Annotated in this window: 27 protein-coding genes; 17 read left to right on the plus strand and 10 right to left on the minus strand. The window is 72.6% G+C overall.

Annotation, left to right across the window (positions count from 1 at the left end):
- Positions 1–4: 4 nt before the first annotated feature.
- The 5 genes from L3X23_RS27565 (at position 5) to L3X23_RS27585 (ending at position 5,454) form a co-directional block, all read left to right on the plus strand.
- Positions 5–1,492: a PrsW family intramembrane metalloprotease gene (locus tag L3X23_RS27565; protein ID WP_237195712.1), complete on the plus strand. Its 1,488-nt coding sequence runs from the start codon at positions 5–7 to the stop codon at positions 1,490–1,492.
- 948 nt (positions 1,493–2,440) lie between these two features.
- Positions 2,441–3,334: a Rossmann-like and DUF2520 domain-containing protein gene (locus L3X23_RS27570; protein ID WP_237195713.1), complete on the plus strand. Its 894-nt coding sequence runs from the start codon at positions 2,441–2,443 to the stop codon at positions 3,332–3,334.
- Entirely contained in the window at positions 3,331–4,203 is an 873-nt protein-coding gene (gene panC / locus L3X23_RS27575) for a pantoate--beta-alanine ligase (protein WP_237195715.1), read from the plus strand. The genes L3X23_RS27570 and panC overlap by 4 nt, the downstream gene beginning before the upstream one ends.
- 13 nt (positions 4,204–4,216) lie before the next feature.
- Positions 4,217–4,624: an aspartate 1-decarboxylase gene (panD, locus tag L3X23_RS27580; RefSeq protein ID WP_237195717.1), complete on the plus strand. Its 408-nt coding sequence runs from the start codon at positions 4,217–4,219 to the stop codon at positions 4,622–4,624.
- Between the two features lie 2 nt (positions 4,625–4,626).
- A complete protein-coding gene (locus tag L3X23_RS27585; protein WP_237195719.1) occupies positions 4,627–5,454 on the plus strand; it encodes a type III pantothenate kinase in 828 nt (275 codons plus the stop codon).
- Here L3X23_RS27585 and L3X23_RS27590 read toward each other — a convergent pair.
- Positions 5,370–6,095, minus strand: a complete 726-nt coding sequence (locus L3X23_RS27590) for a class I SAM-dependent methyltransferase (protein ID WP_237195720.1) — start codon at positions 6,093–6,095, stop codon at positions 5,370–5,372. The two genes, L3X23_RS27585 and L3X23_RS27590, sit on opposite strands and share 85 nt — an antisense overlap.
- 148 nt (positions 6,096–6,243) lie before the next feature.
- Between L3X23_RS27590 and lysS the strand changes: the two genes are divergently transcribed.
- The 4 genes from lysS to L3X23_RS27610 all read left to right on the plus strand — a co-directional run bounded on the left by lysS (position 6,244) and on the right by L3X23_RS27610 (position 11,836).
- Positions 6,244–7,701, plus strand: coding sequence for a lysine--tRNA ligase (gene lysS, locus L3X23_RS27595; protein ID WP_237198135.1), 1,458 nt, complete (start codon positions 6,244–6,246; stop codon positions 7,699–7,701).
- Between the two features lie 82 nt (positions 7,702–7,783).
- Positions 7,784–8,149 (plus strand): Lsr2 family protein, encoded by a 366-nt coding sequence (locus L3X23_RS27600; RefSeq protein ID WP_255734012.1) that lies wholly within the window; start codon positions 7,784–7,786, stop codon positions 8,147–8,149.
- Positions 8,150–8,239: 90 nt separating this feature from the next.
- Complete coding sequence (locus L3X23_RS27605) at positions 8,240–9,049, plus strand: siderophore-interacting protein (protein WP_237195722.1); 810 nt, start codon at positions 8,240–8,242, stop codon at positions 9,047–9,049.
- 222 nt (positions 9,050–9,271) lie between these two features.
- Positions 9,272–11,836, plus strand: a complete 2,565-nt coding sequence (locus L3X23_RS27610) for an ATP-dependent Clp protease ATP-binding subunit (protein WP_093083122.1) — start codon at positions 9,272–9,274, stop codon at positions 11,834–11,836.
- A gap of 12 nt (positions 11,837–11,848) precedes the next feature.
- Here the strand turns inward: L3X23_RS27610 and L3X23_RS27615 are convergent, their stop codons facing one another.
- Positions 11,849–12,490 carry a TetR/AcrR family transcriptional regulator gene (locus L3X23_RS27615; protein WP_237195723.1) on the minus strand — a complete coding sequence of 214 codons (642 nt, stop codon included), beginning with the start codon at positions 12,488–12,490 and terminating at the stop codon, positions 11,849–11,851.
- 83 nt (positions 12,491–12,573) lie between these two features.
- Between L3X23_RS27615 and L3X23_RS27620 the strand changes: the two genes are divergently transcribed.
- From L3X23_RS27620 to L3X23_RS27630, 3 genes are read left to right on the plus strand one after another with little or no spacing between them, the layout of a single operon-like run.
- Positions 12,574–14,163 carry an amidohydrolase family protein gene (locus tag L3X23_RS27620; protein WP_237195724.1) on the plus strand — a complete coding sequence of 530 codons (1,590 nt, stop codon included), beginning with the start codon at positions 12,574–12,576 and terminating at the stop codon, positions 14,161–14,163.
- A gap of 49 nt (positions 14,164–14,212) precedes the next feature.
- Complete coding sequence (locus tag L3X23_RS27625) at positions 14,213–14,713, plus strand: FKBP-type peptidyl-prolyl cis-trans isomerase (protein WP_237195725.1); 501 nt, start codon at positions 14,213–14,215, stop codon at positions 14,711–14,713.
- Entirely contained in the window at positions 14,710–15,699 is a 990-nt protein-coding gene (locus L3X23_RS27630; protein WP_093083102.1) for a YihY/virulence factor BrkB family protein, read from the plus strand. The genes L3X23_RS27625 and L3X23_RS27630 overlap by 4 nt, the downstream gene beginning before the upstream one ends.
- A 12-nt stretch (positions 15,700–15,711) precedes the next feature.
- Here the strand turns inward: L3X23_RS27630 and L3X23_RS27635 are convergent, their stop codons facing one another.
- Positions 15,712–17,076, minus strand: coding sequence for a GAF domain-containing protein (locus L3X23_RS27635; protein ID WP_237195726.1), 1,365 nt, complete (start codon positions 17,074–17,076; stop codon positions 15,712–15,714).
- A 165-nt stretch (positions 17,077–17,241) separates the two neighbouring features.
- On the opposite strand from L3X23_RS27635, the gene L3X23_RS27640 reads away from it, so the two are divergent.
- On the plus strand, positions 17,242–18,765 hold the full coding sequence (locus L3X23_RS27640; protein ID WP_237195727.1) for an aldehyde dehydrogenase family protein: 1,524 nt from the start codon (positions 17,242–17,244) through the stop codon (positions 18,763–18,765).
- A complete protein-coding gene (locus tag L3X23_RS27645; protein ID WP_237195728.1) occupies positions 18,765–19,136 on the plus strand; it encodes a DUF779 domain-containing protein in 372 nt (123 codons plus the stop codon). The genes L3X23_RS27640 and L3X23_RS27645 overlap by 1 nt, the downstream gene beginning before the upstream one ends.
- Before the next feature lie 39 nt (positions 19,137–19,175).
- Here L3X23_RS27645 and L3X23_RS27650 read toward each other — a convergent pair whose 3' ends face one another.
- Together L3X23_RS27650 and L3X23_RS27655 are read right to left on the minus strand one after the other, a co-directional pair.
- A complete protein-coding gene (locus tag L3X23_RS27650; RefSeq protein ID WP_374205009.1) occupies positions 19,176–19,976 on the minus strand; it encodes an NAD-dependent deacetylase in 801 nt (266 codons plus the stop codon).
- Positions 19,973–20,281: an antibiotic biosynthesis monooxygenase gene (locus L3X23_RS27655; protein ID WP_093083080.1), complete on the minus strand. Its 309-nt coding sequence runs from the start codon at positions 20,279–20,281 to the stop codon at positions 19,973–19,975. Before L3X23_RS27655 ends, L3X23_RS27650 begins: the two co-directional genes overlap by 4 nt.
- 19 nt (positions 20,282–20,300) lie before the next feature.
- Between L3X23_RS27655 and L3X23_RS27660 the strand changes: the two genes are divergently transcribed.
- A complete protein-coding gene (locus tag L3X23_RS27660) occupies positions 20,301–21,104 on the plus strand; it encodes an alpha/beta fold hydrolase (RefSeq protein WP_237195730.1) in 804 nt (267 codons plus the stop codon).
- Positions 21,105–21,131: 27 nt separating this feature from the next.
- Here the strand turns inward: L3X23_RS27660 and L3X23_RS27665 are convergent, their stop codons facing one another.
- Both L3X23_RS27665 and L3X23_RS27670 read right to left on the minus strand, forming a co-directional pair.
- Positions 21,132–21,629 carry a 2'-5' RNA ligase family protein gene (locus tag L3X23_RS27665; protein ID WP_237195731.1) on the minus strand — a complete coding sequence of 166 codons (498 nt, stop codon included), beginning with the start codon at positions 21,627–21,629 and terminating at the stop codon, positions 21,132–21,134.
- A gap of 25 nt (positions 21,630–21,654) precedes the next feature.
- A complete protein-coding gene (locus tag L3X23_RS27670; protein ID WP_308116948.1) occupies positions 21,655–22,557 on the minus strand; it encodes an A/G-specific adenine glycosylase in 903 nt (300 codons plus the stop codon).
- Between the two features lie 144 nt (positions 22,558–22,701).
- On the opposite strand from L3X23_RS27670, the gene L3X23_RS27675 reads away from it, so the two are divergent.
- On the plus strand, positions 22,702–23,538 hold the full coding sequence (locus tag L3X23_RS27675) for a hypothetical protein (RefSeq protein ID WP_093083061.1): 837 nt from the start codon (positions 22,702–22,704) through the stop codon (positions 23,536–23,538).
- Here L3X23_RS27675 and L3X23_RS27680 read toward each other — a convergent pair.
- Positions 23,516–23,965: a MarR family winged helix-turn-helix transcriptional regulator gene (locus L3X23_RS27680; RefSeq protein WP_237195732.1), complete on the minus strand. Its 450-nt coding sequence runs from the start codon at positions 23,963–23,965 to the stop codon at positions 23,516–23,518. The genes L3X23_RS27675 and L3X23_RS27680 overlap by 23 nt on opposite strands.
- A gap of 58 nt (positions 23,966–24,023) precedes the next feature.
- Here L3X23_RS27680 and L3X23_RS27685 point away from each other — a divergent pair, with 58 nt between their 5' ends.
- Entirely contained in the window at positions 24,024–24,869 is an 846-nt protein-coding gene (locus tag L3X23_RS27685; protein WP_237195733.1) for a haloalkane dehalogenase, read from the plus strand.
- On the opposite strand, the gene radA is transcribed toward L3X23_RS27685, so the two are convergent.
- A complete protein-coding gene (gene radA, locus L3X23_RS27690; protein WP_237195734.1) occupies positions 24,859–26,160 on the minus strand; it encodes a DNA repair protein RadA in 1,302 nt (433 codons plus the stop codon). The genes L3X23_RS27685 and radA overlap by 11 nt on opposite strands.
- A gap of 71 nt (positions 26,161–26,231) precedes the next feature.
- Positions 26,232–26,816, minus strand: a complete 585-nt coding sequence (locus tag L3X23_RS27695; protein WP_237195736.1) for a copper chaperone PCu(A)C — start codon at positions 26,814–26,816, stop codon at positions 26,232–26,234.
- Positions 26,817–26,866: the final 50 nt, after the last annotated feature.

Raw genomic sequence — 26,866 nt, forward strand, 5'->3', positions numbered from 1 at the left:
GTCCATGGCCTACCCCGTTCCCACCGGAGCGCCGCCGCAGCAGACCCGGCACACCCACGCCGCCCGCAGACGCGGGGTGCTGCTGCCCGTCGTCGGGCTGGTGGCGCTCGGCATCTGCGGACTGGTGGTGATCGGGCTGGTGGGCAGCTCGGTCGGGGTCGGGGGCGTGCTGGTCGGGGCGCTGTGCGCCCTGCTGCCGGTCAGCGTCGTCGTCGCGACGTTCCTGTGGCTGGACCGGTGGGAACCGGAGCCGCCGCGGATGCTGCTGTTCGCCTTCCTCTGGGGAGCCTGCTTCGCGGCGCTGTCCGCGCTGCTCATCAACTCCAGTGCCGCGCTGGCGGCGGATGCGCTGCTCGGTCGCGGCTCCGGAGACGTCCTGGGCTCGGTGCTGATCGCCCCGTTCGTCGAGGAGGCGGTCAAGGGCCTGTTCCTGGTCGGGCTGCTGGTCTGGCGCCGCCGCGAGTTCGACGGGATCGTCGACGGCGTCGTCTACGCCGGGATCGTCGCCGCCGGGTTCGCCTTCACCGAGAACATCCTCTACTTCGGCCGGGCCTTCGCCGAGTCCGACGCGGCGGGCCCCGCGGGCGCGGTGGCGGCCACGTTCATCCTGCGCGGGGTGCTCTCGCCCTTCGCGCACCCGCTCTTCACCTCCATGATCGGCATCGGTGCCGGGATCGCGGCGAGCAAGCGCAGTGTCGTGGTGCGAATCCTCGCCGTGCTCGCCGGCTACCTGCTGGCCGTGTTGCTGCACGCCGTCTGGAACGGCGCCGCCACGGTCCTCGAGGGCGGCTTCTTCCAGGTCTACATCCTCGTGATGCTGCCGCTGTTCCTCGCCATGGCGGGCATCGTGATCTGGCAGCGCCGCCGCGAGGCCAAGACGGTGGCCGACCAGCTGCCCTCGTTCGCGCAGGCGGGCTGGATCGCGTGGAGCGAGGTGCCGCTGCTGGGGAACCTGGCCCGGCGCAAGGGCTGGCGCCGCGAGGTCAGGCGCCGGTCCGGCCCGCACGCGGCCCGCGCGGTCGCCGACTACCAGGCCGCCGTGACCGAGCTGGCGTTCCTGCGCGCGCGGATCGCCCGCGGCGCGGTCCGCGACAGCGCCGAGGAGCTGCTGTCCGGGCGGCTGCGCGAGCTGGCGAAGGCGCGCGCCCGCGCCCTCGGCATGCCCGACGCCCTCACCGCCGCCTGGGGCGGCGACCACCCGCCGGGCTGGGCCCCGCCCGCGCCGCACACCATCTCGGCGCCGATGCCGCAGGCCCCACCGCCCGGCTACGCACCCCCGGCCTACGCCCCGCAGCCCTACCCGCAACACCCGGGCCAGCCATACCCACAACACCCGGGCCAGCCCTACCCCGGCCAGCCCTACCCCGGCCAGCAGTACCCGGGCCAGCAGTACCCGGGGCAGCCGTACCCGCCGCAGCCGTACCCGGGACCGCAGGGCCCGACCTTCGGCGCCCCCGGCCTCCCCGACCGCCGCCAGGGCCCGGCGTCCTGAAGATCCTTCCGAGCGTGACGGGAGCGTTGTCGCCACAGCGCTCCTGTGACGCTCGCACGGGGTGATTGTTCCGAGGGTGACGGGAGCGCTCCCGAGGCAGCGCTCCGGTGACGCTCGCCGGGTGTGGGGTGGGTGCACTCGTGATCGTTCCGGGTGTGACGGGAGTGTTGTCGCGGCAGCGCTCCTGTGACGCTCGCAGGGTGATCCGACCGAGCGTGACAGGGGCGCTCCCGCGGCAGCGCTCCGGTGACGCTCGCCGGGTGCGGGGTGGGTGCACTCGTGATCTCTCCGAGTGCGACCGGAGTGTTCTCGCGGCAGCGCTGGTGTGACGCTCGCAGAGTGATCGTTCCGAGCGTGACAGGGGCGTTGTCGTCGCAGCGCTCCCGTGACTCTCGTGGGGTGATCGTTTTAAGGGTGACGGGAGTGTGGTCGCGGCAGCGCTCCTGTGACGCTCGCACGGGGTGATTGTTCCGAGGGTGACGGGAGCGCACCCGAGGCAGCGCTCCGGTGACGCTCGCCGGGTGTGGGGTGGGTGCGCGCATGATCGTTCCGGGTGTGACGGGAGCGTTGTCGCGGCAGCGCTCCTGTGACGCTCGCACGGGGTGATTGTTCCGAGGTGACGGGAGCGCACCCGCGGCAGCGCTCCGGTGACGCTCGTCGGGTGTGGGGTGGGTGCACTCGTGATCGTTCCGGGTGTGACGGGAGCGTTGACGCCGCAGCGCTCGTGTGACACCCGCTGGAGTGATCGTTCCGAGCGTGACGGGAGCGCTCCCGTGACTCTCGCCCAACCTCGCGTGACACCCAGATGACCGCGGTGTGATCGCCGCGTCTCGGTGAAGCGGGTCACGCGGACTCCCGGCCCGCCGTCGCGCGGCCTACCCTCGTGCCCGTCGCCGATGACGATCGTCCGGTACCCCTGGTGGACTGGAACGAGAGCGGGAGTGCGTGATGAGTGCTGGCCGGCCTGCCCGGTTGGCCGTCGGAGTGGTCTCCGCCGGCCGTGTGGGTGCCGTTCTGGGCGCGGCGTTGTCCGGGATCGGGCATCGCGTCGTCGCCACCTCGGGGGTCTCCCGGGCGTCGGTCCACCGGGCCGAGTCGCTGCTGCCGGGCGTCCCCCTGCTGACCCCGGACGAGGTCGTGCAGCGCGCCGACCTGGTCGTGCTCGCCGTCCCGGACGACGTGCTCCCCGGGATGGTCCGCGGCCTGGCCGCCGCCGGCGCCTTCCGGCCCGGCCAGATCCTGGTGCACACCGCGGGCGCCCACGGCGTCTCGGTGCTCGACCCGGCCGTGGAGCACGGGGTGCTGGCGCTGGCCCTGCACCCGGTCCTGACGTTCACCGGCCGGCCCGAGGACGTCCAGCGGCTGACCGGGGCGACGATCTCCGTCACCGCCCATCCCGACGACGAGGCCGCCTGGAGCGTCGGCGAGGCGCTGGTCCTGGAGTTGGGGGCCGAGCCCGTCCGGGTGCCCGAGCAGGCCCGCCCGCTCTACCACGCCGCGCTGGCTCACGGCGCGAACCACCTGGTCACACTGGTCAACGACTGCGCCGAGCTGCTCGACAGGGCGGGGATCCGGCCGGCGAACCGGATGATCGCCCCGCTGCTCTCCGCGGCGCTGGACAACGCCCTGCGCCACGGCGACCGCGCGCTGACCGGCCCGGTCGCCCGCGGGGACGTGGCGACGGTCCGCACCCACCTTGCCGAGCTGGACCGGGTGGACCCGGAGCTCGCCGACACCTACCGCACGCTCGCCCGCCGCACCGCGCACCGCGCCGTCGCGGGCGGCCTGCTGCCCGACCACGCGGCCGCCGAGGTCCGCGCCACACTGGAGGACTCCCGGTGACGACCAAGAACGGCTACGCGACGGGCACCCTGACCGTCCACAGTGATCCCGAGCGGCTGCGCGCCGTCACCCGGGCGCTGCGCGGCGCGGGCCGCAAGATCGTGCTGGTGCCCACGATGGGCGCCCTGCACGCGGGCCACCGCGAGCTGATCCGGCACGCCCGCCAGGTCCCCGGTGCCGTCGTGCCGGTGGTGAGCATCTTCGTGAACCCGCTGCAGTTCGGCGCGAACGAGGACCTCTCCCGCTACCCGCGGCCGCTCGAGGCGGACCTGGACGCCTGCCGGGAGGAGGGGGTCGAGCTCGTCTTCACCCCGGACGTCGACACGATGTACCCGCCCGGCTCGGACACCCGGATCACGGCGGGCCCGCTCGGCGCCGAGCTGGAGGGCGGCTCCCGGCCGGGACACTTCGACGGGGTGCTCACGGTCGTCGCGAAGCTGTTCCACATCGTCGGGCCGGACGTCGCGATCTTCGGCCAGAAGGACTTCCAGCAGCTCGCGCTGGTCACGAAGATGGTCCGCGACCTGGACTTCCCGCTCGACGTCGTCGGCGTGCCGACGGTGCGGGAGGAGGACGGGCTGGCCCGCTCCAGCCGCAACGTCTACCTCTCGGCGTCCGACCGCGAGCGCGCCGCGATCCTGTCCCGCGCCCTGCGTGAGGGGGCGTCGGTGTCCGCCCACGGCGCCGCCGCCGTGCTCGAGCGGGCCGAGAAGGTCCTCGCCGAGGACCCGGACCTCGCCGTCGACTACCTGGAACTGCGAGACGCCGAGACCCTCGGCGCCCCTCGGCCCGGACAGCAGGCCCGCCTGCTCGTCGCCGGCCGGTTCGGCACCACCCGCTTGATCGACAACGTCGCCGTCCAGCTGTAGAGAGGTAGCGAAGATGCTGCGCACCATGATGACCGCCAAGATCCACCGGGCCACGGTGACCCAGGCCGACCTGCACTACGTCGGGTCGGTGACGGTCGACCGCGACCTGATGGACGCCTCGGGGCTGCTGGAGGGTGAGAAGGTCGCGATCGTCGACATCACCAACGGCGCCCGGCTCGAGACCTACGTGATCCCCGGCCCGCGCGGCAGCGGCGTGATCGGCATCAACGGGGCCGCCGCGCACCTCGTGCACCCCGGTGACCTCGTCATCCTCATCGCCTACGGGATGCTCGACGAGGCCGAGCTGCTCACCTACGAGCCCAAGGTCGTGTTCGTCGACGGCGACAACAAGGTCGTCGAGCTCGGCAGCGACCCCGCACACGCCCCGGAGGGCTCCGGGCTGTTGTCCGGTTCGCGGTAGCCGTGCTCCTCTGCATCGACGTCGGCAACACCCAGATCGCGCTCGGCGTCTACGACGGGGACGTGCTCGTGCGCGACTGGCGGATGCGGACCGACCCGCAGATCACCGCGGACGAGCTGGAGGTCGCGATCCGGGCCCTGCTGCGCGACTACGCGCCGCAGGTCACGGGGGTCTCGGCACTGTCCACCGTGCCGTCGCTGCTGCGTGAGCTGCGGCTGATGCTGGACCGCAGCGCCACGCCGTCGATCATCGTCGGGCCCGGGGTGCGGACGGGTGTGCCGCTGCTCGTCGACAATCCGCGCGAGGTCGGCGCGGACCGGGTCGTCAACACCCTCGCCGCCCACCACCGCCACGCGACGGCCTGCGTGGTCGTCGACTTCGGCACCTCCACCAACATCGACGTGGTGTCCGCGAAGGGCGAGTTCCTCGGCGGTGCGCTCGCCCCCGGCATCGACATCTCGATGGAGGCCCTCGCCCTGCGGGCGGCGGCGCTGCGGCCGGTCGAGCTGGTGGCGCCCCGGTCGGTGATCGGCAAGAACACCGTGGAGGCGTTGCAGTCCGGCGTGCTCTACGGCTTCGCGGGCCAGGTCGACGGGCTCGTCCGGCGGATCATCGCCGAGCTCGGCCCCGGCGCGGGGCCGGTCACCGTGCTGGGCACCGGCGGGCTCGCTCCGCTGATGCGGGGCATCTCGGACACGATCACCGAGTACGTGCCGGAGATCACGCTCGAGGGCCTCAAGCTCACCTACGAGCGCAACGTCCGCAGCACCAGCGTGAACAGCGGGAACGCGAAGCCGCCGGACGCCGTCTCGGGGCGCGTCGCGAGGTAGGCCCGCAGCCGGGCGAAGGCGGCCTCCCGCTCGGCGTCCGTGCTGATCAGCGACCACGAGTGTGTGCGCAGCGTCGCGATCAGGCCCTCGGTGGTGGTCTGTCGCGTGAAGGGGAACGTCCGCCGCTCCACCGCCCCGAACGGGTCTCCGGGTTCGAGCTCCGCCGCGTCCCCGCCCCGGGGGACCGGCTTGCCGTGCGCCAGGGCCTCGTGCAGCCCGCGGACCCAGTCGACGGCGGCGTCGTCGCAGTTCCAGAGGCCCGCGAACACGCCGCCCGGCCGCAGCACCCGGGCGATCTCCGGCCAGGCCCGTTCCGGGTCGAACCAGTGCACCGCCTGCCCGACGAGCACGGCGTCCACGGAGGTGTCCGGCAGCGGGATCTCCTCCGCGGTGCCCTGCCGCGCCTCCACCTGCGGGAACGCGGCGCGCAGCATCCCGAGCATCTCGACGTCCGGCTCCACGGCGACGACGTCCTGCTCGAGCAGTCGCGCCGTGAGCTTGCCCGTCCCCGCCGCGAGGTCGAGCACGCGGCGCCCGGGTGCTCCGGCCAACGCCCACTCCACCGCGGCCGCGGGATAGTCGGGTCGGTGGGCGGCGTAGTCCTGTGCGGCGGACCCGAAGACGAGACGACGTTCGGTCACAGCAGACCCCCGTGAGTGGCGATAGCGGCTATGGCGACGATTACCACTCACGAGCCCGTACCGGGGGGAAACCGCCGGACGTGTCCGACTACGCTCGTTCGGCGTGAGTGACGAGCCGCGTACCCCTGTCGACGACCTGCCCGAGCAGATGCAGGTGCGCTCGAAGAAGCGCGCGGACATGCTCGAGGCCGGGATCGACCCCTATCCCGTCTCGGTGCCCCGCACCCACAGCCTGGCCGAGGTGCGCGCGGCGTACCCGGACCTCGAGCCAGGGGCCGAGACGGGCGACGTCGTGACCGTCGTCGGGCGGGTGCTGTTCCTGCGCAACACCGGCAAGCTCTGTTTCGCGAAGCTGGTCGAGGGCGACGGCACCGAGCTGCAGGCCATGCTCAGCCTGGCGAAGGTCGGCGAGGAGGAGCTGGCACGCTGGAAGGCGCAGGTCGACCGGGGCGACCACGTGATCGTCACCGGCGAGGTGATCGCGAGCAAGCGCGGCGAGCTGTCGGTCATGGCCGACTCGTGGCAGATGGCGTCGAAGGCCGTCCGCCCGCTGCCGAACGCGCACAGCGACCTGTCCGAGGAGACCCGGGTCCGGCAGCGCTACGTCGACCTCATCCTGCGCCCGCAGGCCCGGGAGATGGTGCGCACCCGCTCCACCGTCGTGCGCACGCTGCGCCGCGAGTTCGAGGCGCGGGACTACATCGAGGTCGAGACCCCGATGCTGCAGCTGCTGCACGGCGGCGCCACGGCCAGGCCCTTCGTCACGCACACGAACGCGCTGGACGCCGACCTCTACCTGCGGATCGCCCCGGAGCTGTTCCTCAAGCGCGCCGTGGTGGGCGGGATCGAGCGCGTTTTCGAGATCAACCGGGTGTTCCGCAACGAGGGCATCGACTCGACCCATTCGCCCGAGTTCGCCATGATCGAGGCCTACCAGGCCTATGCGACCTACGACGACATGGCCATTCTCACGCGTGAACTGATCCAGGAATGTGTACGCGCCGTGTTCGGCTCCACCATCGTGCGTCACGCCGACGGGTCCGAGCACGATCTCGGCGGGGAGTGGCGCTCGGTCACGTTGCACGAATCGGTGGCCGCGGCCGTCGGGGAATCGGTGACGGTGGACACCTCCGCGGAGGACCTCCGGAAGATCGCGGCCGCCCACGACGTGGCGCTGAAGGATTCCTGGGGCGCGGGCGAGATCGTGTTGGAGTTGTTCGAGAAGCTCGTCGAGCACACGCTCCAGGAACCGACGTTCGTCCGGGACTATCCGGTCGAGGTGCGGCCGCTGACCCGACAGCACCGGGACGAGCCCCGCCTGGCGGAGGCCTGGGACCTCATCGTGTTCGGGCACGAGCTGGCCACGGCCTACTCCGAGCTGGTGGACCCGGTGGAGCAGCGCAAGCGCCTGTACGAGCAGTCCCTGCTCGCGGCCAAGGGCGATCCCGAGGCGATGCAGCTCGACGAGGACTTTCTGCGGGCGATGGAGTACGGAATGCCCCCGACCGGCGGCATGGGAATGGGCCTAGACCGCTTGTTGATGACGCTCACCGGCACCGGCATCCGGGAGACGATCCTCTTCCCGTTGGTGCGGCAGGAGTCATAGGCAACTCGACAGACTCTCGGTAATCGCGTTAGTCTTTCACTGCGGCTCTGCCGTAGGTGAATGTCAACGATTATCCGAGATTATGGAGGCTGCGGCGGTGGCGCAGATCCGAGAGATCCGGCTGATCGACGATCTGGACGGCGAGAAGGCCGACGAGACCGTCGAGTTCGGCTTGGACGGCAAGAGCTACGAGATCGACCTGTCGGCGGGCAACGCCGACAAGTTGCGGGACGCGTTGGCGTCCTACGTGGGCGCGGCGCGCAAGGTGGCGGCGAACCGTCGGCGGGCGTCGACGGTGTCCTCGAACGGTGCGGCGGCGCGCAAGCCGTCCATCGACCGCGAGCAGAACCAGGCGATCCGGGACTGGGCCCGCAAGCGCGGGATGAAGGTCTCCGACCGAGGCCGGATCCCGGCCGAGGTCCTCGAGGCCTACCACCAGGAGAACTGAGCGCGTTCCGGAGAGGGCCGGCCCCGAGCGGGCCGGCCCTTTTCGGTGAGCGCTCAACCAAGGATCACCTTACCGGCGTACCGTGACGGCATGCCTCGCGTCACCACACTGACGGTCGCCCGCACCGAGCGGCTCACGCCGCACATGGTCCGCGTGGTCGCGACCGGTCCGGAGCTCGCGTCGTTCCCCGAGACCGGGTTCACCGACCGCTACGTGAAGATTCTGTTTCCGCTTCCCGGCGTGCAGTACCCGGAACCCTTCGACCTGGACGTCGTCCGCGAGCGGTTCCCGCGCGAGCAGCAGCCGCGGGTGCGGACGTACACCGTGCGCGCGTTCGATCCCGCCCGGGCCGAGCTGACGATCGACTTCGTCCACCACGGGGACGCCGGACTGGCGGGTCCCTGGGCGGCCGCGGCCCAGCCGGGGGACACCCTGCGGCTGCTCGGCCCCGGCGGCGCCTACGCCCCGGACCCGGCCGCGGACTGGCACCTGCTGGTGGGGGACGAGGCCGCCATCCCGGCGATCGCCGCCGCGCTGGAGCGGATCCCGGCGGGCGTGCCCGTCCACGCGATCGTCCAGGTGGCGGGCGAGGCCGACGAACAGCCGCTGGACACCCCCGGTGACCTGCGGTTGCAGTGGTTGCACCGGGACGGGAACAGCGCCGGGCAGCTGCTGGGCGCGGTGGCGGCGCTGGCCTTCCCCGAGGGCCGGGTGCACGCCTTCGTCCACGGCGAGGCCGGGGAGGTCAAGGAGCTGCGCAGACACCTGCTGACCGAACGGGGGGTGCCCCGCGACGACCTGTCGGTGAGCGGCTACTGGCGGCGCGGGCGGGACGAGGAGGGCTTCCGCGTGTACAAGCGCGAGGAGGCCGAGCAGGAGAAGATCGCCGCAGGTCGGTGAGGGTGCCCGCGTTCGCCCAGGGCTGAACGCGAGGCGGCCGGGAAGAGAAGCGCAGCTCACACCGTTTTGTCGGTGCGGGTGCGTACCGTGCCCGTTACGTGGCACCGCGGCGGAGGCGGCCGGACCCCGAGGACCGATACAGTGGTAAGGGGCGCCCGCGGCGCAGTGTCACAAGGATGCTGGACGCGTCGCATGTGTGGGCGCAGCAGGCAAGGAGTGCGAATGTTCGAGAGGTTCACCGACCGAGCAAGGCGTGTTGTCGTTCTGGCCCAGGAAGAGGCCAGGATGCTCAACCACAACTACATCGGCACCGAGCACATCCTCCTTGGCCTGATCCACGAGGGCGAGGGTGTGGCCGCCAAGGCGCTCGAGTCGCTCGGGATCGCCCTGGAGGGCGTGCGGCAGCAGGTCGAGGAGATCATCGGCCAGGGCCAGCAGGCACCGTCGGGACACATCCCGTTCACGCCTCGCGCGAAGAAGGTGCTGGAGCTGTCGCTGCGCGAGGCGCTGCAGCTCGGCCACAACTACATCGGCACCGAGCACATCCTGCTCGGCCTGATCCGCGAGGGCGAGGGTGTCGCAGCCCAGGTCCTCGTGAAGCTGGGCGCCGATCTCAACCGCGTCCGCCAGCAGGTGCTGCAGCTGCTGAGCGGCTACCAGGGCAAGGAGCCCGCCGAGGCCAGCTCCGGCCGCGGTGAGGGCACCCCGTCCTCGTCCCTCGTGCTCGACCAGTTCGGTCGCAACCTCACCCAGCAGGCCCGCGAGGGCAAGCTGGACCCGGTCATCGGCCGGGAGAAGGAGATCGAGCGGGTCATGCAGGTCCTCTCCCGGAGGACGAAGAACAACCCCGTCCTCATCGGCGAGCCCGGCGTCGGCAAGACCGCCGTCGTCGAGGGCCTGGCCCAGGGCATCGTCAAGGGCGAGGTCCCGGAGACGCTGAAGGACAAGCAGCTCTATACGCTCGACCTGGGCTCCCTGGTCGCGGGCTCCCGCTACCGCGGTGACTTCGAGGAGCGCCTCAAGAAGGTGCTCAAGGAGATCCGCACCCGCGGGGACATCATCCTGTTCATCGACGAGATCCACACCCTGGTGGGTGCGGGTGCCGCCGAGGGCGCGATCGACGCCGCCTCGATCCTCAAGCCCATGCTCGCGCGCGGCGAGCTGCAGACCATCGGCGCCACCACGCTGGACGAGTACCGTAAGTACGTCGAGAAGGACCCCGCGCTGGAGCGCCGCTTCCAGCCGATCCAGGTGGGCGAGCCGAGCGTCACGCACACCATCGAGATCCTCAAGGGCCTGCGCGACCGCTACGAGGCGCACCACCGGGTCACCATCACCGACCCGGCGCTCGTCGCCGCGGCCACGCTGGCGGACCGCTACATCTCCGACCGCTACCTGCCGGACAAGGCGATCGACCTGATCGACGAGGCGGGCGCCCGCATGCGCATCAAGCGCATGACCGCGCCGCCGGACCTGCGGGAGTTCGACGAGAAGATCGCGAACGTCCGCCGGGACAAGGAGTCCGCGATCGACGCGCAGGACTTCGAGCGCGCTGCGCACCTGCGGGACTCCGAGAAGCAGCTGCTCGGGCAGAAGTCGGAGCGCGAGAAGCAGTGGAAGTCCGGTGACCTGGACGTCGTGGCCGAGGTCGACGACGAGCAGATCGCCGAGGTGCTGGCGAACTGGACCGGCATCCCCGTCTTCAAGCTGACCGAGGAGGAGACGACTCGGCTGCTCAAGATGGAGGACGAGCTCCACAAGCGGATCATCGGGCAGGAGGAGGCCGTCAAGTCGGTCGCGCAGGCGATCCGGCGCACGCGGGCAGGCCTCAAGGACCCGAAGCGCCCGTCCGGCTCGTTCATCTTCGCCGGCCCGTCCGGTGTCGGTAAGACCGAGCTGTCCAAGGCGCTCGCGAACTTCCTGTTCGGCGAGGACGACGCGCTCATCCAGATCGACATGGGCGAGTTCCACGACCGCTACACCGCCTCGCGGCTCTTCGGTGCCCCTCCCGGGTACGTGGGCTACGAGGAGGGCGGCCAGCTCACCGAGAAGGTGCGCCGCAAGCCGTTCTCGGTCGTGCTGTTCGACGAGATCGAGAAGGCCCACCAGGAGATCTACAACACGCTCCTGCAGGTCCTGGAGGACGGCCGCCTGACGGACGGCCAGGGCCGCACGGTGGACTTCAAGAACACGGTGCTGATCTTCACCTCGAACCTGGGCACCCAGGACATCTCGAAGGCCGTCGGGCTCGGCTTCGCGCAGAGCAACGACGAGCAGTCGAACTACGAGCGCATGAAGGTCAAGGTCAACGACGAGCTGAAGAAGCACTTCCGCCCGGAGTTCCTGAACCGCATCGACGACATCATCGTCTTCCACCAGCTCACCCAGCCGCAGATCATCTCCATGGTCGACCTGATGATCACGCGGGTGGAGAAGGCCCTGGCCAACAAGGACATGGCCATCGAGCTCACGGAGGCCGCGAAGGGTCTGCTGGCCCGCCGCGGGTTCGACCCCGTGCTGGGCGCCCGGCCGCTGCGCCGGACCATCCAGCGCGAGATCGAGGACCAGCTGTCGGAGAAGATCCTGTTCGGCGAGATCGAGGCCGGGCAGATCGTGATCGTGGACGTCGAGGGCATCGACGAGTCGGTGCCCGAGGGCTCCCCGGCGCACGACGACAAGGCGACCTTCACCTTCCGGGGTGAGCCGCGCCCGTCGGTCTCGGTGCCGGACGCCCCGCCGGTCGACATCGCAGCCGGTGGCAGCACCTCCTCGGAGGAGTCCGCCTGATCGGCTGACCGCTCATCCGGACGGCCCGGACCCCGCTCGGGGTCCGGGCCGTCCGGCGTTCTCGGGCAGGCCCAACAGCCGGGTGACGGCGGGGGCGAGGATCTCGGCGTTCGCGGCGGTCTCCGTCGGAGTCCAGTCGGCCGCGCGCTCGACGACCGCGCGGATGGCCCCCAGCGCCGCCACCAGGAGTGTCTCGAACTCGGCCGCTCCCACCTGGACGTCGGCCGCGGCCAGCGCGGCGCGCACGTCCGCCTCCATCCGTTGCGAGAAGGCGTCCGTGACCGCGGGCCGGTCCGCGCGGCTCAGGACCTGCGCCAGCTCGGGCTGTTCGACGATGAGCCTGCCGGTGAGCCGGATGCTCTCGGTGAGTCGCCGCACCGGGTCGGCGTCGGCCTCGAGGTGGTCGTCCAGCCAGGCGAAGTAGTCCGCGACGGTCTCGTCCCTCGCCGCCTCGAACAGGTCGTCCTTCGAGGCGAAGTGGTTGTAGAACGAGCCGAACCCCACGTCCGCGAGCTCGGTGATGGCCTGGATGCTCGCCTGCCTGCCGTCCCGCTCGCGGAGGAGCCGTCGAGCGGCCTCGACGAGCGCCGTCCGAGTGCGTTCCTTGCGGCGTTCCCGACGCCCGCCCCGGGGCCCCTCCGGGATGTCCGGCATGCCCCGAACCTAGCATCGGCGCCAAAAGTGATGGCATCATCAGTAATGATGTGTTCATCGATTCGGCGAGAAGGGCGGCTCCGATGACGACCGACGGCGACGAGGCACGCACGGAGCCCGAGGTGGAGGGCCCCTCCCGGGCGCGCAGTAGACGGCGGTTCCTCGCCCGGGCGGGCGCCGGGGTGGCCCTCATGGGGCTCGGCGCGGCGGGCGCGGAGATCATCCGGGCGGTGACCGTGTCCCGGCCTCGCCCGCGGGCGGTCGTCGCGCCGTCCAGCGCGGTCCGGATCGACGGCGTGACCGTCGTCGACCCCGCGGACGGGAGCCGGGTCGGCGGCCGGTCGATCCTGGTCGACGGCGGCCGCATCCGCGCGGTCACGGCCACGGCGGACGCCCCGTCGTCGGACGCTCGGGTGATCGACGGGGCGGGCCGGTTCGCGGTGCCGGGCTTCACCGAGATGCACACCCACGTGCTCCAGCTCCCGGACACCGAGCTGGGCCTCGCCCTGATGCTGGCCCAGGGCATCACCGGGATGCGGCAGATGGAGGGGTCGCCCGAGCTGCTCGCCGACCGCGCGCAGCAGCGGCTCGGCCTCGACGAGTACGCCCCGCGGCTGCTCGCGATGCCCGGCGACCTGCTGCTGCCCTTCAACGCGTCCTCGGTCGACGGCGTCCGCGAGGAGATCGCCCGGCAGTGGGACCAGGGCGCGGACTTCATCAAGATGATCCTCACCGAGCCGGGGGTCTTCTTCGCCGCGGTGGACGAGGCGCACCGGCGCGGGCTGCGGATCGCGGGTCACCTGCCACCGGGCGTCCACATCGAGGATGCGGCCGCGGCGGGCTTCGACTCGATTGAGCACCTCGGCACGGGCCAGAGCGTGTTCCTGACCCTGTCGTCGGAGTCGCAGGCGCTGTGGGCGCAGGAGCCGACCGGCCTGCCGTTCCCGGCGTGGGTGGCCCGCCTGCCGTTCGCGGTCGACTTCTTCGACGCGTTCCTGAAGGAGAACTTCCTCGGCCCCGCCACGGGCACCACGGACGAGGCGCAGATCGCCCTGCTCCGACGGGCGTTCGAGACCTACTCCGAGGAGCGCACCGACGCGCTGGGCCGCTCCTTCGCGGACAACGGTGTCTGGCACTGCCCGACCCTCGTCGGCCTGCGCGGCAAGTACCGCACCGACGGCCCGGAGTTCCAGGACGATCCCTGGCTGCAGCGCATGCCCGCCGACCAGCGCGAACGTCAGCAGGCGGACGTCGAGGCGTTCCGGGCGGCCCCGCAGGCCGACCGGGACGTGCTGCACGAGTACTACGAGCGCTGCGTGCAGACGGTCGGTCGGATCGCTGCGGCCGGCACGCGAATCATGAGCGGTACCGACACCAGCGGCCGCGGTGTCGCGCGCTCGATCCACGAGGAGTTCCGGGAGCTCGGCCGGGCGGGCCTGAGCCCACTCGAGGTGCTCCGCAGCACCACCACGGCGCCGGCCGAGTACCTCGGCCGCAGTGACACGATGGGCCGCATCGTCCCGGGAGCCGACGCGGACCTCCTCCTGCTCACCGCCGACCCGCTGCAGTCGGTCGAGAACCTCGACACGGTCTCCGTCGTGGTGCGCGCCGGGCACGTGCACCCGATCGACGCCCTCGAGGCCCGGGTGGACGCGCTCCTCGCGACGGTCTGAGGCCGAGCCCGGCACGACGCGGGGTGGCGGCGTCTCTAAGGTCGGCTCCATGCGCTCCCTCGCCGTCCTCGGCCTGCTCGTCGTTCTGGCGGCCTGTTCCTCCCCGGCGCCCCAGCCCGCCGCGGCACCGGCACCTCGCCCCGTCTGCACGGTGGACGACATCGGGGTGGCGGGGGATCCGGGCACCAAGCCGACGATCACCGTGCCGGACACCTGCACCCCGCCCCCGCAGCTCCTGAGCAAGGACCTCGTGGTCGGCAGCGGTCCCGAGGTCGTCCTCGGCTCCACCGTGCAGACCCAGTACGACCTCGTCACCTGGTCGGACAAGCGGGAGCTCGACGCCTCCTGGTTCCGCGGCGAGACCTTCCCCCTGGAGAACGTGGGGGACGCCCCGGTCATCGACGGCTGGAACGAGGGTGTGGTCGGCATGCGCGAGGGCGGCCGCAGGCTGCTGGTCATCCCGCCGGACAAGGCGTACGGGCCGGGCGGCCGCGGTATCGCGCCCAACGAGACCCTCGTCTTCGTCGTGGACGCCGTCCAGGTGTCATGAGCTCGGTCCGGGCGGTCCCCGAGACCGAGCTGATGTCCGGCGAGGCCCTCTCGGCGGACGACGCCTGGCACACCGTCCGCCGCTACGGCCTGCGGCACCTGCTGGGCACGGGGTTCGTCCGGTTCCGGTACGGCGACGGCTTCTCCCACGCCCGCGCCTTCGCCCTGCAGCTCGCGCTCGCCGCGGTGCCGCTCGTCATCGCGGGCGCCGGGCTGGCCACCGCCCTCGGCGTCGAGTCCTTCGCCGAGGTGGTCGCCCGGACCGTCGTGGCCGTCTCGCCCGGGACGAGCGACGAGCTCGTCGGGCGGGCGGTCGAGGGGGACCGGCGGCGTGGCCTGATCGTCGTGATCGCGGCGTTGGGGACCGCCTTCGCCGCGGCGACGAGCGCGTTCGCCCAGCTCGAGCGCGGGGCGAACCGCATCTACGGCACCGAGCGGGACCGCCCGGCGCTGCAGAAGTACGGCCGCGCGGCGCTGCTCACCGCCACGGCGGGCGTCGCGATGGCGGTGGGGCTGCTGCTGATCGTCGCGGGGGAGCCGTTCGGGGAGGCGATGGAGCAGGTCTACCGCTGGGGGGACGTCGCCGAGGAGTTCTGGGACGTCCTGCGGTGGCCGGTCGGTCTGCTCGCGCTCGTCGTCGCGGTCACGGCCCTGCTCCGGTTCGCCCCGCGCCGCCGCCAGCCGGGCCTGAGCTGGCTCGCGGTGGGTGCGGCGGTCACGGTCCTCGCCTGGTTGGCGGGCTCCGGCCTGCTGGCCGCCTACGTGGTGCTCGGCGCGAACTTCGACGAGACCTACGGCCCGCTCACCGCGGTGATGGCGTTGCTGCTCTGGGCGAACGTCACGGGCATCGCGCTGCTCGCGGGCGTGGCCCTCGCGGCGCAGCTGGAGGCGGTCCGCGCGGGCCAGGGCGACCCGCGCCTCCCGGACACCGACGACGACGGCATCCCCGACCACCTCGACGAGGACCCCGGCCCGGCAGGCCGCTGACCGGCCGAGGGGTCAGCCCGGGGGTGGGCGCCGCGCGTCGTCGGGCGGGAGCAGGGCGTCCAGCCGCTCCCGGGCCTCCGTGTCGAGCCGACCCGGCTCGGAGCGCCGGTAGCTGCCGAGCGCCTCGACGTCCGCGCTGCGCAGGACCGCCGAGCGCACCGCGACGGCGAGGGAGTCCCGCTCCTCGCGCACCGCCGGGGCCTCCGAGGCGGGCAGGAGCTCGCCGCGGTGCAGGGCGGCGGCGTCGCGCACCCGACCCGCCCGCAGCGCCTCGCGCACCGTCTGGAAGTCCGCCTCCACGGTGGCGTCCAGCCGGTAGGGCTGGGTGCGGACCAGGCCGGGCGTGAGCTGCAGGCGCAGGCGGTGCATCTCGGCGCGGATCGTGACCGCCTTCCCGGTGTCCCCGTAGAGGAGGGTGGCGAGCCCGTCGGCGGTGAGCCCGTCCGGATGCAGGACGAGCAGGGTGAGCAGCTCGGCGTGGCGCAGCGACAGCCGGATGCGGCGGCCGTCGAGCCGGCCGTGCGGCCGGTCGCCGCCGAGGAAGCGCAGGGCGAGCGTGGCGCGCCGGGGCGCGGCGCGGCGCAGCCGCAGCAGGTACCCCTCGGCCAGCTGCTCGACGACGCCCTCCCCGAGCGGCCCGAGCGCCACCCGCATCCCGTCCGTCGGGGCCGGGCCGAGGTCCACCGGCTCGCGCAACCAGCCGTCCGGCTGTGCGGCGAGGACGCGGCCGTGGGGACTCAGCAACGCCCCGGCCTGGTCCCCCAGCCCGAGCAGGTGGGGGAGGTTGCGGCTGAGCAGCCGTTCGTCGCGGAGCGCGGCACGCGCCTCCAGGTGCTTCTCGGCGAGCTTCGCGGCGGCGTTGACCAGCGCCAACGTCGTCGGGTGGAAGCCGGTGGCGGGGCCGGTCACGTCCACGATCCCGATCACCTCGCCGGTGTCGGGGGAGTGGATGGGCGCCGCCGCGCAGGTCCAGTAGTGGTAGGCCCGCACGTGGTGCTCACCGGCGTGGATCTGCAGGGCCCGGTCCTCGGCCAGCGCGGTGCCCACGGCGTTGGTGCCGATGGTCTCCTCGCTCCAGCGGGTGCCCTCGACGAGCCCGGCGTCCTCCGCGCGGTGCAGCACCGTCCGGTGTCCCTCGCGCCACAGGACCAGCCCCTGCGCATCCGTCACGACCATCATGTGCTCGGCCTCGTCGGCGATCCGGACGAGGGTCTCCTGGAGCAGCGGGAACGCTTCGGCGAGCGGGTGCCCGGCGCGCAGCTCGGCGACCTCCCGCCGGGCGTACACGAGCGGTGGGAGCCCACGCTCGGGATCGACGTCGGCCGCCACCGACCGCCGCCACGATGCGGAGACCAGGTCCCGGACGCCGTCGGTCACCCCGTGATCGTCCTCCGATCTACTAGGACAGGCAACCCTGACTCTGCTCCGCCTGTTCGGACTGTCCGAATGGAGGGGCCCGCATCTGCGTGCAACGCGGCTGCAACCCCTCCCTTCCTACTGTGCATCGTCACGAGCTGGACCCAAAGATGTGGAAGGACGGACATGGCCAAGTACGCCAACCCCGGACAGCCGGACAGCGTCGTCACGTTCAAGCCGCGCTACGACCACTACATCGGTGGCGAGTACGTGGCACCGGTGAAGGGGCAGTACTTCGAGAACCCCACGCCCATCACGGGTCAGACGTTCACCGAGGTCGCGCGCGGCACCGCGGAGGACGTCGAGAAGGCGCTCGACGCGGCCCACGCCGCCGCGCCCGCCTGGGGCAAGACCTCCGTCACCGAGCGCGCCAACATCCTCAACAAGATGGCCGACCGCATCGAGGCCAACCTCGAGAAGATCGCCGTCGCCGAGTCCTGGGAGAACGGCAAGGCGGTCCGCGAGACCCTCGCCGCGGACATCCCCCTCGCGATCGACCACCTGCGGTACTTCGCGGGCGCGGTGCGCGCCCAGGAGGGCAGCATCTCGCAGATCGACGAGGACACCGTCGCCTACCACTTCCACGAGCCGCTGGGCGTGGTCGGTCAGATCATCCCGTGGAACTTCCCGATCCTGATGGCGATCTGGAAGCTCGCACCCGCCCTCGCGGCGGGCAACGCGGTCGTCCTCAAGCCCGCGGAGCAGACCCCGGCGTCGATCCACGTGCTGCTCGAGACGGTCGCCGACCTGCTGCCCCCGGGCGTCCTCAACATCGTCAACGGGTTCGGCGTCGAGGCGGGCAAGCCGCTGGCCTCCAGCAACCGCATCCGCAAGATCGCCTTCACCGGTGAGACCACGACCGGTCGCCTGATCTCCCAGTACGCCTCGGAGAACCTGATCCCGGTCACCCTGGAGCTCGGCGGCAAGAGCCCGAACATCTTCTTCAACGACGTCGCCCAGGCCAACGACGCCTTCTACGACAAGGCGCTCGAGGGCTTCGCGATGTTCGCGCTCAACCAGGGCGAGGTCTGCACCTGCCCGAGCCGCGCGCTGATCCAGGGCGGCATCTACGACGAGTTCCTGCAGCAGGCGGTCAAGCGGACCGAGCAGATCAAGCAGGGGCACCCGCTCGACACCGACACGATGATCGGTGCCCAGGCGTCGAACGACCAGTTCGAGAAGATCCTGAGCTACATCGACATCGGCCGCCAGGAGGGCGCGAAGGTCCTCACCGGTGGGGACCGGGCCGACCTCGGCGGCGAGCTGTCCGGCGGGTACTACATCAACCCGACGGTCCTCGAGGGCAACAACGCGATGCGGGTCTTCCAGGAGGAGATCTTCGGACCGGTCGTCTCCGTGGCGCGCTTCGAGGACTACGACGACGCCCTGAAGATCGCCAACGACACGCTCTACGGCCTCGGTGCCGGCGTCTGGTCCCGCGACGGGAGCGTGGCCTACCGCGCCGGTCGGGACATCCAGGCGGGCCGGGTGTGGGTGAACAACTACCACGCCTACCCGGCCCACGCGGCGTTCGGCGGCTACAAGCAGTCCGGCATCGGGCGCGAGAACCACAAGATGATGCTGGACCACTACCAGCAGACGAAGAACCTGCTGGTCAGCTACTCGCAGAACGCCCAGGGCTTCTTCTGATGGTCGAGCGGGTCGCACTGACCGAGACCGCGGAGGAGCTCCTCCGGAAGCTCACGGACATCCACGGCCCGCTGATGTTCCACCAGTCCGGCGGGTGCTGCGACGGCAGCGCGCCCATGTGCTACCCGGACGGGGACTTCAAGATCGGCGGTCAGGACGTCCACCTGGGCGACCTGACCGTCGAGGGCCTGGCGAAGCCGATCGGCTTCTACATGTCCGCCTCGCAGTACGAGTACTGGAAGCACACCCACCTCACCGTCGACGTGGTGAAGGGTCGCGGGAGCGGGTTCTCGGTCGAGGCGCCGGAGGGCGTCCGGTTCCTGATCCGCAGCCGCATCTTCACCGACGAGGAGTACGCGCAGCTCGGGTGACCCGTGAGTGGCGATAGTCGCCATGGCGACTATCGCCACTCACAGGAGGGTGTCGAGTTCTCGGAGGGTGGACTCGGCCCCCTGCGCGATCCCGACGCCGCGCGGGTCCCGGACCTGGGGCTCGCGGACGTTGATCCGCACCAGCCTGCCGGACGCCGCGCTGGCCAGCTCGGCCTCGCGGCGCACGGTGGGCACGGCGGTACCCGCCCCGATCTCGACGACGGCCAGCTCGCGCCGGTGCCCGCGGATCCATTCGTGGAGCCGCTGCAGATCGGGGCCCGAACGCGCCGGGTCCCACTCCCAGTCCCCGAACATCAGGATGTTCGGCCTGGCCAACGCCCCGCAGCTCGGGCAGGCGGGGAGCGGGCCGACCGCCCGCATCGTCTCCGGGTCGATCTCGGGAACCTCGCCCGCGGGCCAGATCTCCTGCCCGCAACCCTGCAGGCACTGCAGGTGGTGGATGGAGCCGTGCACCTCCGCGACGCGGTCGAAGCCGGCGACCTGGAACTGCCCGTCGACGTTGCTGGTGAACACCCACGTCGGGTAGCGCTCGGCCCACCGGCGCAGGATCTCGAACCCCGCGTGCGGCACCGTCTTCCGGTACAGCGCGAGCCGGTGCCCGTAGAAGCCCCAGGCCAGCGCCGGGTCGTCCGCGAAGTGGACGGGATCGGCGAGCTCCTCGAACCGCAGCCCGAGGCGCTCGTACGGCGGGTAGGCGCGCCAGAACCCCTCGGTGCCGCGGAAGTCCGGCAGCCCCGAGTCGACGCCCATGCCGGCGCCCGCGCAGATCAGCAGGGCGCCGGCCGCACGCAGGTGCGCGGCGGCGGTGTCGAGACTCAGAGATCCACGACCTCGAACTCGAGCAGGTCCGCGCCGGACGCGACCGGCTTGCCGCCCGCGTCCGGCGCGCGGGAGCCCGCGTGCGCCTCGACGGCGGGTCCGCTGCGCCAGGCCTCGAACGCCTCGTCCGACTCCCAGGTGGTGACGACGAAGTAGCGGGTGTCGCCCTTGACCGGGCGCAGGAGCTGGAAGCCGAGGAAACCGGGCTGGCTGTCCACCGCGTGCTTCCGGGCGGCGAACCGCTTCTCCAGTTCGGGGCCCGCGTTCTCGGGCACATGGATTGCGTTGATCTTCACGACGGCCATGGCGCTATTGTTCCAGCCGATGCGGAGGTCTGTGCGCACGTCCGACGGGACGTACCTCGCAGTCGTCGAGTTCGGCGGCGCGGGCACCCCGATCCTGCTGCTGCACGGGCTCATGGGCCGGGCCACGACCTGGTGGTCGCTCGCGCGCAGGCTGACCGCGTACGGCCGCGTCGTCGCCCTCGACGCCCGCGGGCACGGCCGGTCGCAGGCCGGGGGCCCGTGGACGGTGGACCGGATGGCGGAGGATGCCGCCGAGGTCCTCGAGCCCCTCGGCCCCGGCGTGGTCGTCGGGCACTCCATGGGCGGGCTGCACGCCCTGGTCCTCGCCGCGACGCGGCCGGAGCTGGTGCGGGGTCTGGTGGTGGAGGACATGTCCTGCGACCTGACCGGCGTGTCGCCGCGGTGGATGGGGGACATGGCGGCGTGGTTCGGCGCGATCCCGCAGCCCTTCCCGTCGCTGGCCGCGGTGCGCGAGGCCTTCGGGCATCCGCGGCCGGAGTTCGGCGACTACATGGCCGAGTGCTGCGAGGAGCGGGCGGACGGCTTCCACCTGCTGACCCGCGTCGCGAACGCCGCGGAGATCGCGGGGGAGTGGGTGCGCCGGGACTTCTGGTCCGCCGCCGAGGCGATCCGCTGCCCCACGCTGCTGCTGGAGGCCGAGGAGTCGATCGTCCCGGCCGGGCAGGGCGCCGAGACGGCGGCCCGGATCCCCGGTGCGGAGCGCGCGGTCCTGCCGGGCACGGGCCATCTGGCGCACGCGCACGAGACGGCCTTCCTCGACGCCCTGGTGCCCTTCCTGGAGCAGGTGGTCGCCGCGCCCTGAACCACCGCGCCGTTCGGCGGGGGCCGGTCAGTCGGCGAAGAGTGGTTCCGCGGTGCCGTCTCGGGTGTCGGCGATCTCCACGGCCTCGATCGCCGCGCGGACGGGGCGGATCGGGTGCAGCAGGGTGAAGGCCTCGGCCGGTTTGTCGTGGGCGAGGACCACGTGCGGCAGCCAGGCGCCCGGGAGGTAGGAACCGAAGGGGGACTTGACCTTCCCGGCCAGCGCGTCGTGCACCGCGCTGTGCACGGCCAGTAGCTCGGTGTCGACGATCGCGGAGAGCACGAGATCGTCGTCGTGGCCCGCGACCGAGCCGAGGGTGGCCAGCCAGAGGGCGGGCAGCGACAGTCCGCGCAGCGCCTCGGTCAGCTGGACCCGCGCGACGGCGGGGATCTGGGCGGCCGCGGCGAAGGTCACCGTCGGCAGCTCGTGCGGGATGCGCAGGCCGTGGTCCTGCAGCACTTTGCGCATGGCGAGCACGCGGTCCTCCGCGGCCATGTCGAGCCGGAACCGGACGATCTGCGCCATCGAGCTCCCCTGGTCCTGTACCGGCTCAGTCTCTCGCACCCGGCATGGTGCCGCCCAGTACGAACCTGCCGTCCGTGGTCTGTTCGGCCAGCCCGTCGACCAGCAGTGAGTCCAGACAGCGGTCTCGCTGCGGCCCGTCGGACCACACGGCGTCGAGCGCGGGCTTCTCGACGGGGTCCTCGGCGGCCCGCAACACGTCCAGCAGCTTGCCCCGGACCTGGCGGTCGGTGCCCGCGAAGCCCTGCACCGGACGCCGCGGCCCGGTGTACTCCGGGCAGCCCGCCGCCACCCAGGCGCAGTCGGCGTGCACCGGGCAGAGCGTGCAGTGGGGCGTGCGCGCGGTGCAGACCACGGCGCCGAGCTCCATCAGCGCCGCGGACACGACGGCGGCCTCGGCGTCGGACTCGGGGAGGAGCGCGTCGACGTCCGCGAGGTCTGCCTTGGTGCGCGCGGGGCCGGCGTCCCCGGCGCCGTGCACGGCGCGCGCCACCACCCGTCGGACGTTGGTGTCGACGACCGGGGCGCGCCGCCCGTAGCCGAACGCCGCCACGGCCCGCGCGGTGTAGGAGCCGATGCCCGGCAACGACTCCAGGACGTCCACATCGGACGGCACCCGGTCGCCGTGCTCGGTCGCGATGGCCTCGGCGGCGGCATGCAGCCGCATCGCGCGGCGGGGGTAGCCGAGCTTGCCCCAGGCGCGCAGGACGTCCGCGCGGGAGGCGGCGGCCAGCGCCGACGGGGTCGGCCACTCGGCCATCCACCGCTCCCAGACCGGCGCGACCCGGGCCACCGGCGTCTGCTGCAGCATGAACTCGCTGACCAGCACACCCCATGGGGTGGTCCCCGGGCGCCGCCACGGCAGGTCGCGGGCCTGGGCCCGGAACCAGTCCGCGGCGCGTCCCGCGAGCGGGGGCGTCACGCAGGTCACGCGGTGATCGTGCCATCGCTCTCCGGAGCGTCCTCCGTCAGGGCGGTTCCGCCCGCGGTACCGTCCCCCACACCGGTGGAACGGCCGCGCCGCGCCGCGCGACATCCCTCCACGTGTAGTAATCATCGATCTACGCTGCGTGACATGTGGGAGCCGGTGGGACCGCTGCCCGCGCACGTCTACTGGAAGCGGCGCTGGCTCGCGTTGCTGGGTGTGATCGGGTTCTTCGTCGCGTCCGGCTTCACCGCCGCGGCCCTCGCCGCGCTGCCGTCCGACCCCGGCCCGCAGGACGAGGCCACCACCCCCGCCGCCCACCGTTCCGAGCTGGCCGATCCCACCGCGACCAGCCTGCCCGTCACGACCCTGTCCGATCCCGCGCAGCCGGACCCCACGCTGTCGGTGACCGGCGTCCCCGCGGGCACCACGCCGCCGTCGGGCACGACGGCGCCGGACGGAACCGGCACGCCCCTCGCCGAGGGGACCCCCGAGCCCACGACGGACGAGTCCAAGCGGCCCGACGACACCCCGCGCGAGTCCGTCCCCGTCCTGGAGACCGAGCCCGCGCCCGCCACCGGCCCGCCCGCCTGCACGAACGACATGATCGCCGTCGGCGCCGAGATCGACTCGCCGCAGCACACCGTGGGCGACCGGCCGGTGCTCCGCCTGGTGGTCGTCAACATCTCGGGGCAGGCGTGCGTGCGCGACCTCGACGGCGCGCTGCAGGAGATCGTCGTGTGGGACCGGCCGATCCAGAACCGGCTGTGGTCCAGCAACGACTGCGTCAACCCGTCCACACAGGACCTCCGGACGCTGGTGCCCGGGCAGCCCGTCGCCTTCGCGGTGACCTGGTCGGGGCTGTCCTCGAACCCCGGCTGCACCGCGCCCCGCACGCGCCTCCCCGCGGGTGACTACACGCTGCTGACGAGGGTGGCCGACAAGATCAGCGGGCCGACGTTCTTCACCCTCGCTCCCCGGGGCTAGCGCCTGCTCCGGTGAGGGCGCGGAGCAGGTTCACGAGCTGAGCCCGCTGTGCACGGTCGAGGGGGGCCAACAGGCGTTCCTGGGCGGCCTGGACGAGCCCGTCCAGCTCGGCGAGTCTGCGGACGCCCGCCGCCGTGGCCGACACGACGTTGCGCCGCCGGTCGGTCGGGTCCGGGACGCGGTCGACGTGTCCCGCGGCGCCCAGCTCGGCCAGGACGCCCACGAGGTCGCTGCGGTAGATGCCGCTGCGCTCGGCGAGCCGGGCCTGGCCGGCGGGCCCGTCGTCGACCAGCGTGGCGAGCACGGCGTAGTGCCACTTCCGCGCCCCCGTGCCCGCCAGGGCCTCGCCGACGATCCGGTCCGCCTGCAGGGCGGCGAGCCCCAGCAGGCGGCTGGGCAGCGCGTGCAGCCGTTCGGCTCCTTCCATGTCCCGCAGTCTAGCGTTAGTGTGACAAACGTTGGTCGGACTAACGAATGGAGTGGCGATGCCCGACACGAGGGTTCTCGACTCGGTGATCCACCACGAGGAGCGCGGCACGGGCCCGGCGTGGGTGTTCCTGCACGGCAATCCCGCCTCCTCGCACCTGTGGCGGGGAGTGCTGGAGCGGATGGGGCCCGGGCGGCTGCTCGCGCCGGACCTCATCGGCATGGGAGCCTCCGGCAAGCCGGACATCGGCTACCGGTTCGCCGACCACGCCCGGTACCTCGACGCGTGGTTCGACGCCCTCGGGCTCGACGACGTGGTGCTCGTCGGTCACGACTGGGGTGGAGCGCTCGCCTTCGACCACGCGGCCCGGCACCCGGGGCGGGTCCGCGGCGTCGCGTTCCTCGAGGCGGTGATCCGACCGATGACGTGGGCGGACCTCGGTGCGGCGCCGCGCGCCCGGGCGGAGGTGGTGCGCGGGCCCGGGGGCGAGGAGTTCGTGCTGGGGTCGACCGCCTTCGTCGACGCCGCCTTCACCGGTGGCGTCTGCACGCCGGTGGCGGACCTGGAGCCCTACCGTGCGCCGTTCCCGGACCCGCCGAGCAGACGGCCGATCCTGGAGTGGGCGCGGTCGCTGCCGCTCGACGGCGAGCCCGCGGACGTCCACGACCGGATCGCGGCGTTCCAGCCCTGGCTGACCACGAGCGACGTGCCCAAGCTGCTGGTGACGTTCGAGGGGTCCCCGACGCTGATGATCGGTCCCGAGCTGCGGCGGTGGTGCCTCGACCACGTGGCGCGCCTGTCCGTCGTCCACGGCGGTCGGGCGGGGCACCACGCGCCGGAGGACCGCCCGGCGGAGATCGCGGCCGCGCTCACCGCCTGGGCCGACGCCCGGTTCAGCGCTTGATGCGGGTCAGGACCTGGGTGACGTCCGCGACCTCGGTGATCCGCATGCCGGAGGTGCCCGCGTCGCTGTCCGGGGGGATCAGGGCGTGCGTGAAGCCGAGCCGGGCGGCCTCGGTCAGCCTGCGGCGCAGCCCCGAGACGCGGCGCACCTCGCCCGCCAGCCCCAGCTCGCCGAGCACGATGAGATCCGGTGGCAGCGCGACGTCGTTCTTCGCGCTCGCCACGGCCATGGCCAGCGCCAGGTCCGCGGCGGGCTCGGTGACCTTCATCCCGCCGACGGTCGCGGTGTAGACCTCGGAGTCCTGCAGGCGGATCCCGCCGCGCCGCTCCAGGATCGCGAGCAGCATCGCCACCCGGCTCGAGTCGAGCCCGCTCACCGCCCGGCGCGGGGTGGGCATGTGCGAGCTCGCGACCAGCGCCTGCACCTCGGCCAGCAGCGGCCTGCGCCCGTCCATGACGACCGTGACGGCGGTGCCGGGCACCACGCTGGCCTGGGTGGCCCCGAACCGGGCCAGGAACAGCCCCGAGGGGTCCGGCAGCCCGACGATGCCCTCGTCCCGCAGCTCGAAGCAGCCGACCTCGTCCGCGGGGCCGAACCGGTTCTTCACGCCGCGGACCATGCGCAGCGTGGAGTGCTTGTCGCCCTCGAACGCGAGCACCACGTCGACCAGGTGCTCGAGCACCCGGGGGCCTGCGATGGTGCCGTCCTTGGTCACGTGCCCGACCAGCAGCACGGGCAGGCCGCGCTCCTTGGCCAGAGCGGTGAGCGCGACGGTCACGGCGCGGGTCTGGGTGACCCCGCCCGGCGTTCCGTCGACCTCCGGCGAGGTCATGGTCTGCACCGAGTCGACGATCAGCAGCTCGGGCCGCAGCTGGTCGACGTGGCCCAGGATCGCCGACAGGTCCGACTCCGCGGCCAGGTAGAGCCGGTCGTGCAGAGCGCCGGTGCGCTCGGCGCGCAACCGCACCTGGCCCGCGGACTCCTCACCCGTCACGTAGAGGACGGTGCGGGCGACCGCCGCCTTGGCGGCCACCTCGAGCAGCAGGGTGGACTTGCCGACGCCGGGCTCACCGGCCAGCAGCACCACCGCACCGGGCACCAGCCCGCCGCCCAGCACCCGGTCGAGCTCGTCCACGCCGGACGGCCGGGCGCGGGCGGTGTCGAGCGCGACCTCGGCGATCGGCCGGGCGGGCGTGCTCGGCGCGCCCGCGGCGACCTTCTTGGCCGGGGTGACGGGCGCCGCCTGCTCGATCAGCGAACCCCAGGCCTGGCACTTCGGGCACCGGCCCACCCACTGGGCGGCGCGGTGCCCGCACTCCGTGCAGGTGTAGGTGGTGCGGGCTCGAGGGCGCTGGGTGGGACTCAGTGCCCGCCGCCGCCCTCGGGGGCCTGGTCCACGCGCGCGACGGTGGGGCTCGCCACCGGGAGACCGACCTCGATGCGGCCCGCCTTCTCGAACGTGAGCACGAGCGGGTACGTGCGGCCCGAGAGGATGTCCTCGCGCAGGCCCGTGATCTCGATGGTGACCTGCTTGCCGCCGGGCGCGCCCGCGACCTGGCCCGCGACGAGCGAGATGTCCGGGGCGACGGTCTGCTCGCCGGTGATCGTCACGGTGCCCGCCGGGCTGGTGGCGGAGACCAGGCGGTCGGTCTGCGCGCCCTGGTTCACGATGACCATCTCGACCGGGGCGACGCCGCCGACCGGGTAGATCGCGGCCTCGGGGGACAGTCCGCCCGGGTAGGCGATCTCGGCGTTCCGCACGGCGATGCCGCCGCCGTTCGCGCTGGCGCCGGCCACCGCCGCCACCTGCTGCGAGGTCTGGGCCTGCATGCCGGCACCGCAGCCCGCCAGGGCGACCCCGGCCACGGCGACGGCGGCGAGGACGCGGACGAGTCGCGCGGGGGTGCGCTGGGTGGTGGCTCTGTCGACCAACGACGCGCGGCTCACGGTGCGGTGTCCTTCCTGGAAGCCTGCACTTGCGGGTGCAGCCTAGTGGG

It is taken from the genome of Pseudonocardia sp. WMMC193 (genome assembly GCF_021728735.1).
In the GTDB taxonomy this organism is placed as follows: Bacteria; Actinomycetota; Actinomycetes; order Mycobacteriales; family Pseudonocardiaceae; genus Pseudonocardia; species Pseudonocardia oroxyli.

Excerpts from the sequence above, each read along its gene's own strand:
- L3X23_RS27565 (WP_237195712.1), top strand. The coding sequence starts at position 5 with ATGGCCTACCCCGTTCCCACCGGAGCGCCGCCGCAGCAGACCCGGCAC.
- L3X23_RS27570 (WP_237195713.1), top strand. The coding sequence starts at position 2,441 with ATGAGTGCTGGCCGGCCTGCCCGGTTGGCCGTCGGAGTGGTCTCCGCC.
- panD (WP_237195717.1), top strand. The coding sequence starts at position 4,217 with ATGCTGCGCACCATGATGACCGCCAAGATCCACCGGGCCACGGTGACC.
- lysS (WP_237198135.1), top strand. The coding sequence starts at position 6,244 with ATGCAGGTGCGCTCGAAGAAGCGCGCGGACATGCTCGAGGCCGGGATC.
- L3X23_RS27600 (WP_255734012.1), top strand. The coding sequence starts at position 7,784 with ATGGAGGCTGCGGCGGTGGCGCAGATCCGAGAGATCCGGCTGATCGAC.
- L3X23_RS27605 (WP_237195722.1), top strand. The coding sequence starts at position 8,240 with ATGCCTCGCGTCACCACACTGACGGTCGCCCGCACCGAGCGGCTCACG.
- L3X23_RS27610 (WP_093083122.1), top strand. The coding sequence starts at position 9,272 with ATGTTCGAGAGGTTCACCGACCGAGCAAGGCGTGTTGTCGTTCTGGCC.
- L3X23_RS27615 (WP_237195723.1), bottom strand. The coding sequence starts at position 12,490 with ATGCCGGACATCCCGGAGGGGCCCCGGGGCGGGCGTCGGGAACGCCGC.
- L3X23_RS27620 (WP_237195724.1), top strand. The coding sequence starts at position 12,574 with ATGACGACCGACGGCGACGAGGCACGCACGGAGCCCGAGGTGGAGGGC.
- L3X23_RS27625 (WP_237195725.1), top strand. The coding sequence starts at position 14,213 with ATGCGCTCCCTCGCCGTCCTCGGCCTGCTCGTCGTTCTGGCGGCCTGT.
- L3X23_RS27630 (WP_093083102.1), top strand. The coding sequence starts at position 14,710 with ATGAGCTCGGTCCGGGCGGTCCCCGAGACCGAGCTGATGTCCGGCGAG.
- L3X23_RS27640 (WP_237195727.1), top strand. The coding sequence starts at position 17,242 with ATGGCCAAGTACGCCAACCCCGGACAGCCGGACAGCGTCGTCACGTTC.
- L3X23_RS27645 (WP_237195728.1), top strand. The coding sequence starts at position 18,765 with ATGGTCGAGCGGGTCGCACTGACCGAGACCGCGGAGGAGCTCCTCCGG.
- L3X23_RS27655 (WP_093083080.1), bottom strand. The coding sequence starts at position 20,281 with ATGGCCGTCGTGAAGATCAACGCAATCCATGTGCCCGAGAACGCGGGC.
- L3X23_RS27660 (WP_237195730.1), top strand. The coding sequence starts at position 20,301 with ATGCGGAGGTCTGTGCGCACGTCCGACGGGACGTACCTCGCAGTCGTC.
- L3X23_RS27665 (WP_237195731.1), bottom strand. The coding sequence starts at position 21,629 with ATGGCGCAGATCGTCCGGTTCCGGCTCGACATGGCCGCGGAGGACCGC.
- L3X23_RS27675 (WP_093083061.1), top strand. The coding sequence starts at position 22,702 with ATGTGGGAGCCGGTGGGACCGCTGCCCGCGCACGTCTACTGGAAGCGG.
- L3X23_RS27680 (WP_237195732.1), bottom strand. The coding sequence starts at position 23,965 with ATGGAAGGAGCCGAACGGCTGCACGCGCTGCCCAGCCGCCTGCTGGGG.
- L3X23_RS27685 (WP_237195733.1), top strand. The coding sequence starts at position 24,024 with ATGCCCGACACGAGGGTTCTCGACTCGGTGATCCACCACGAGGAGCGC.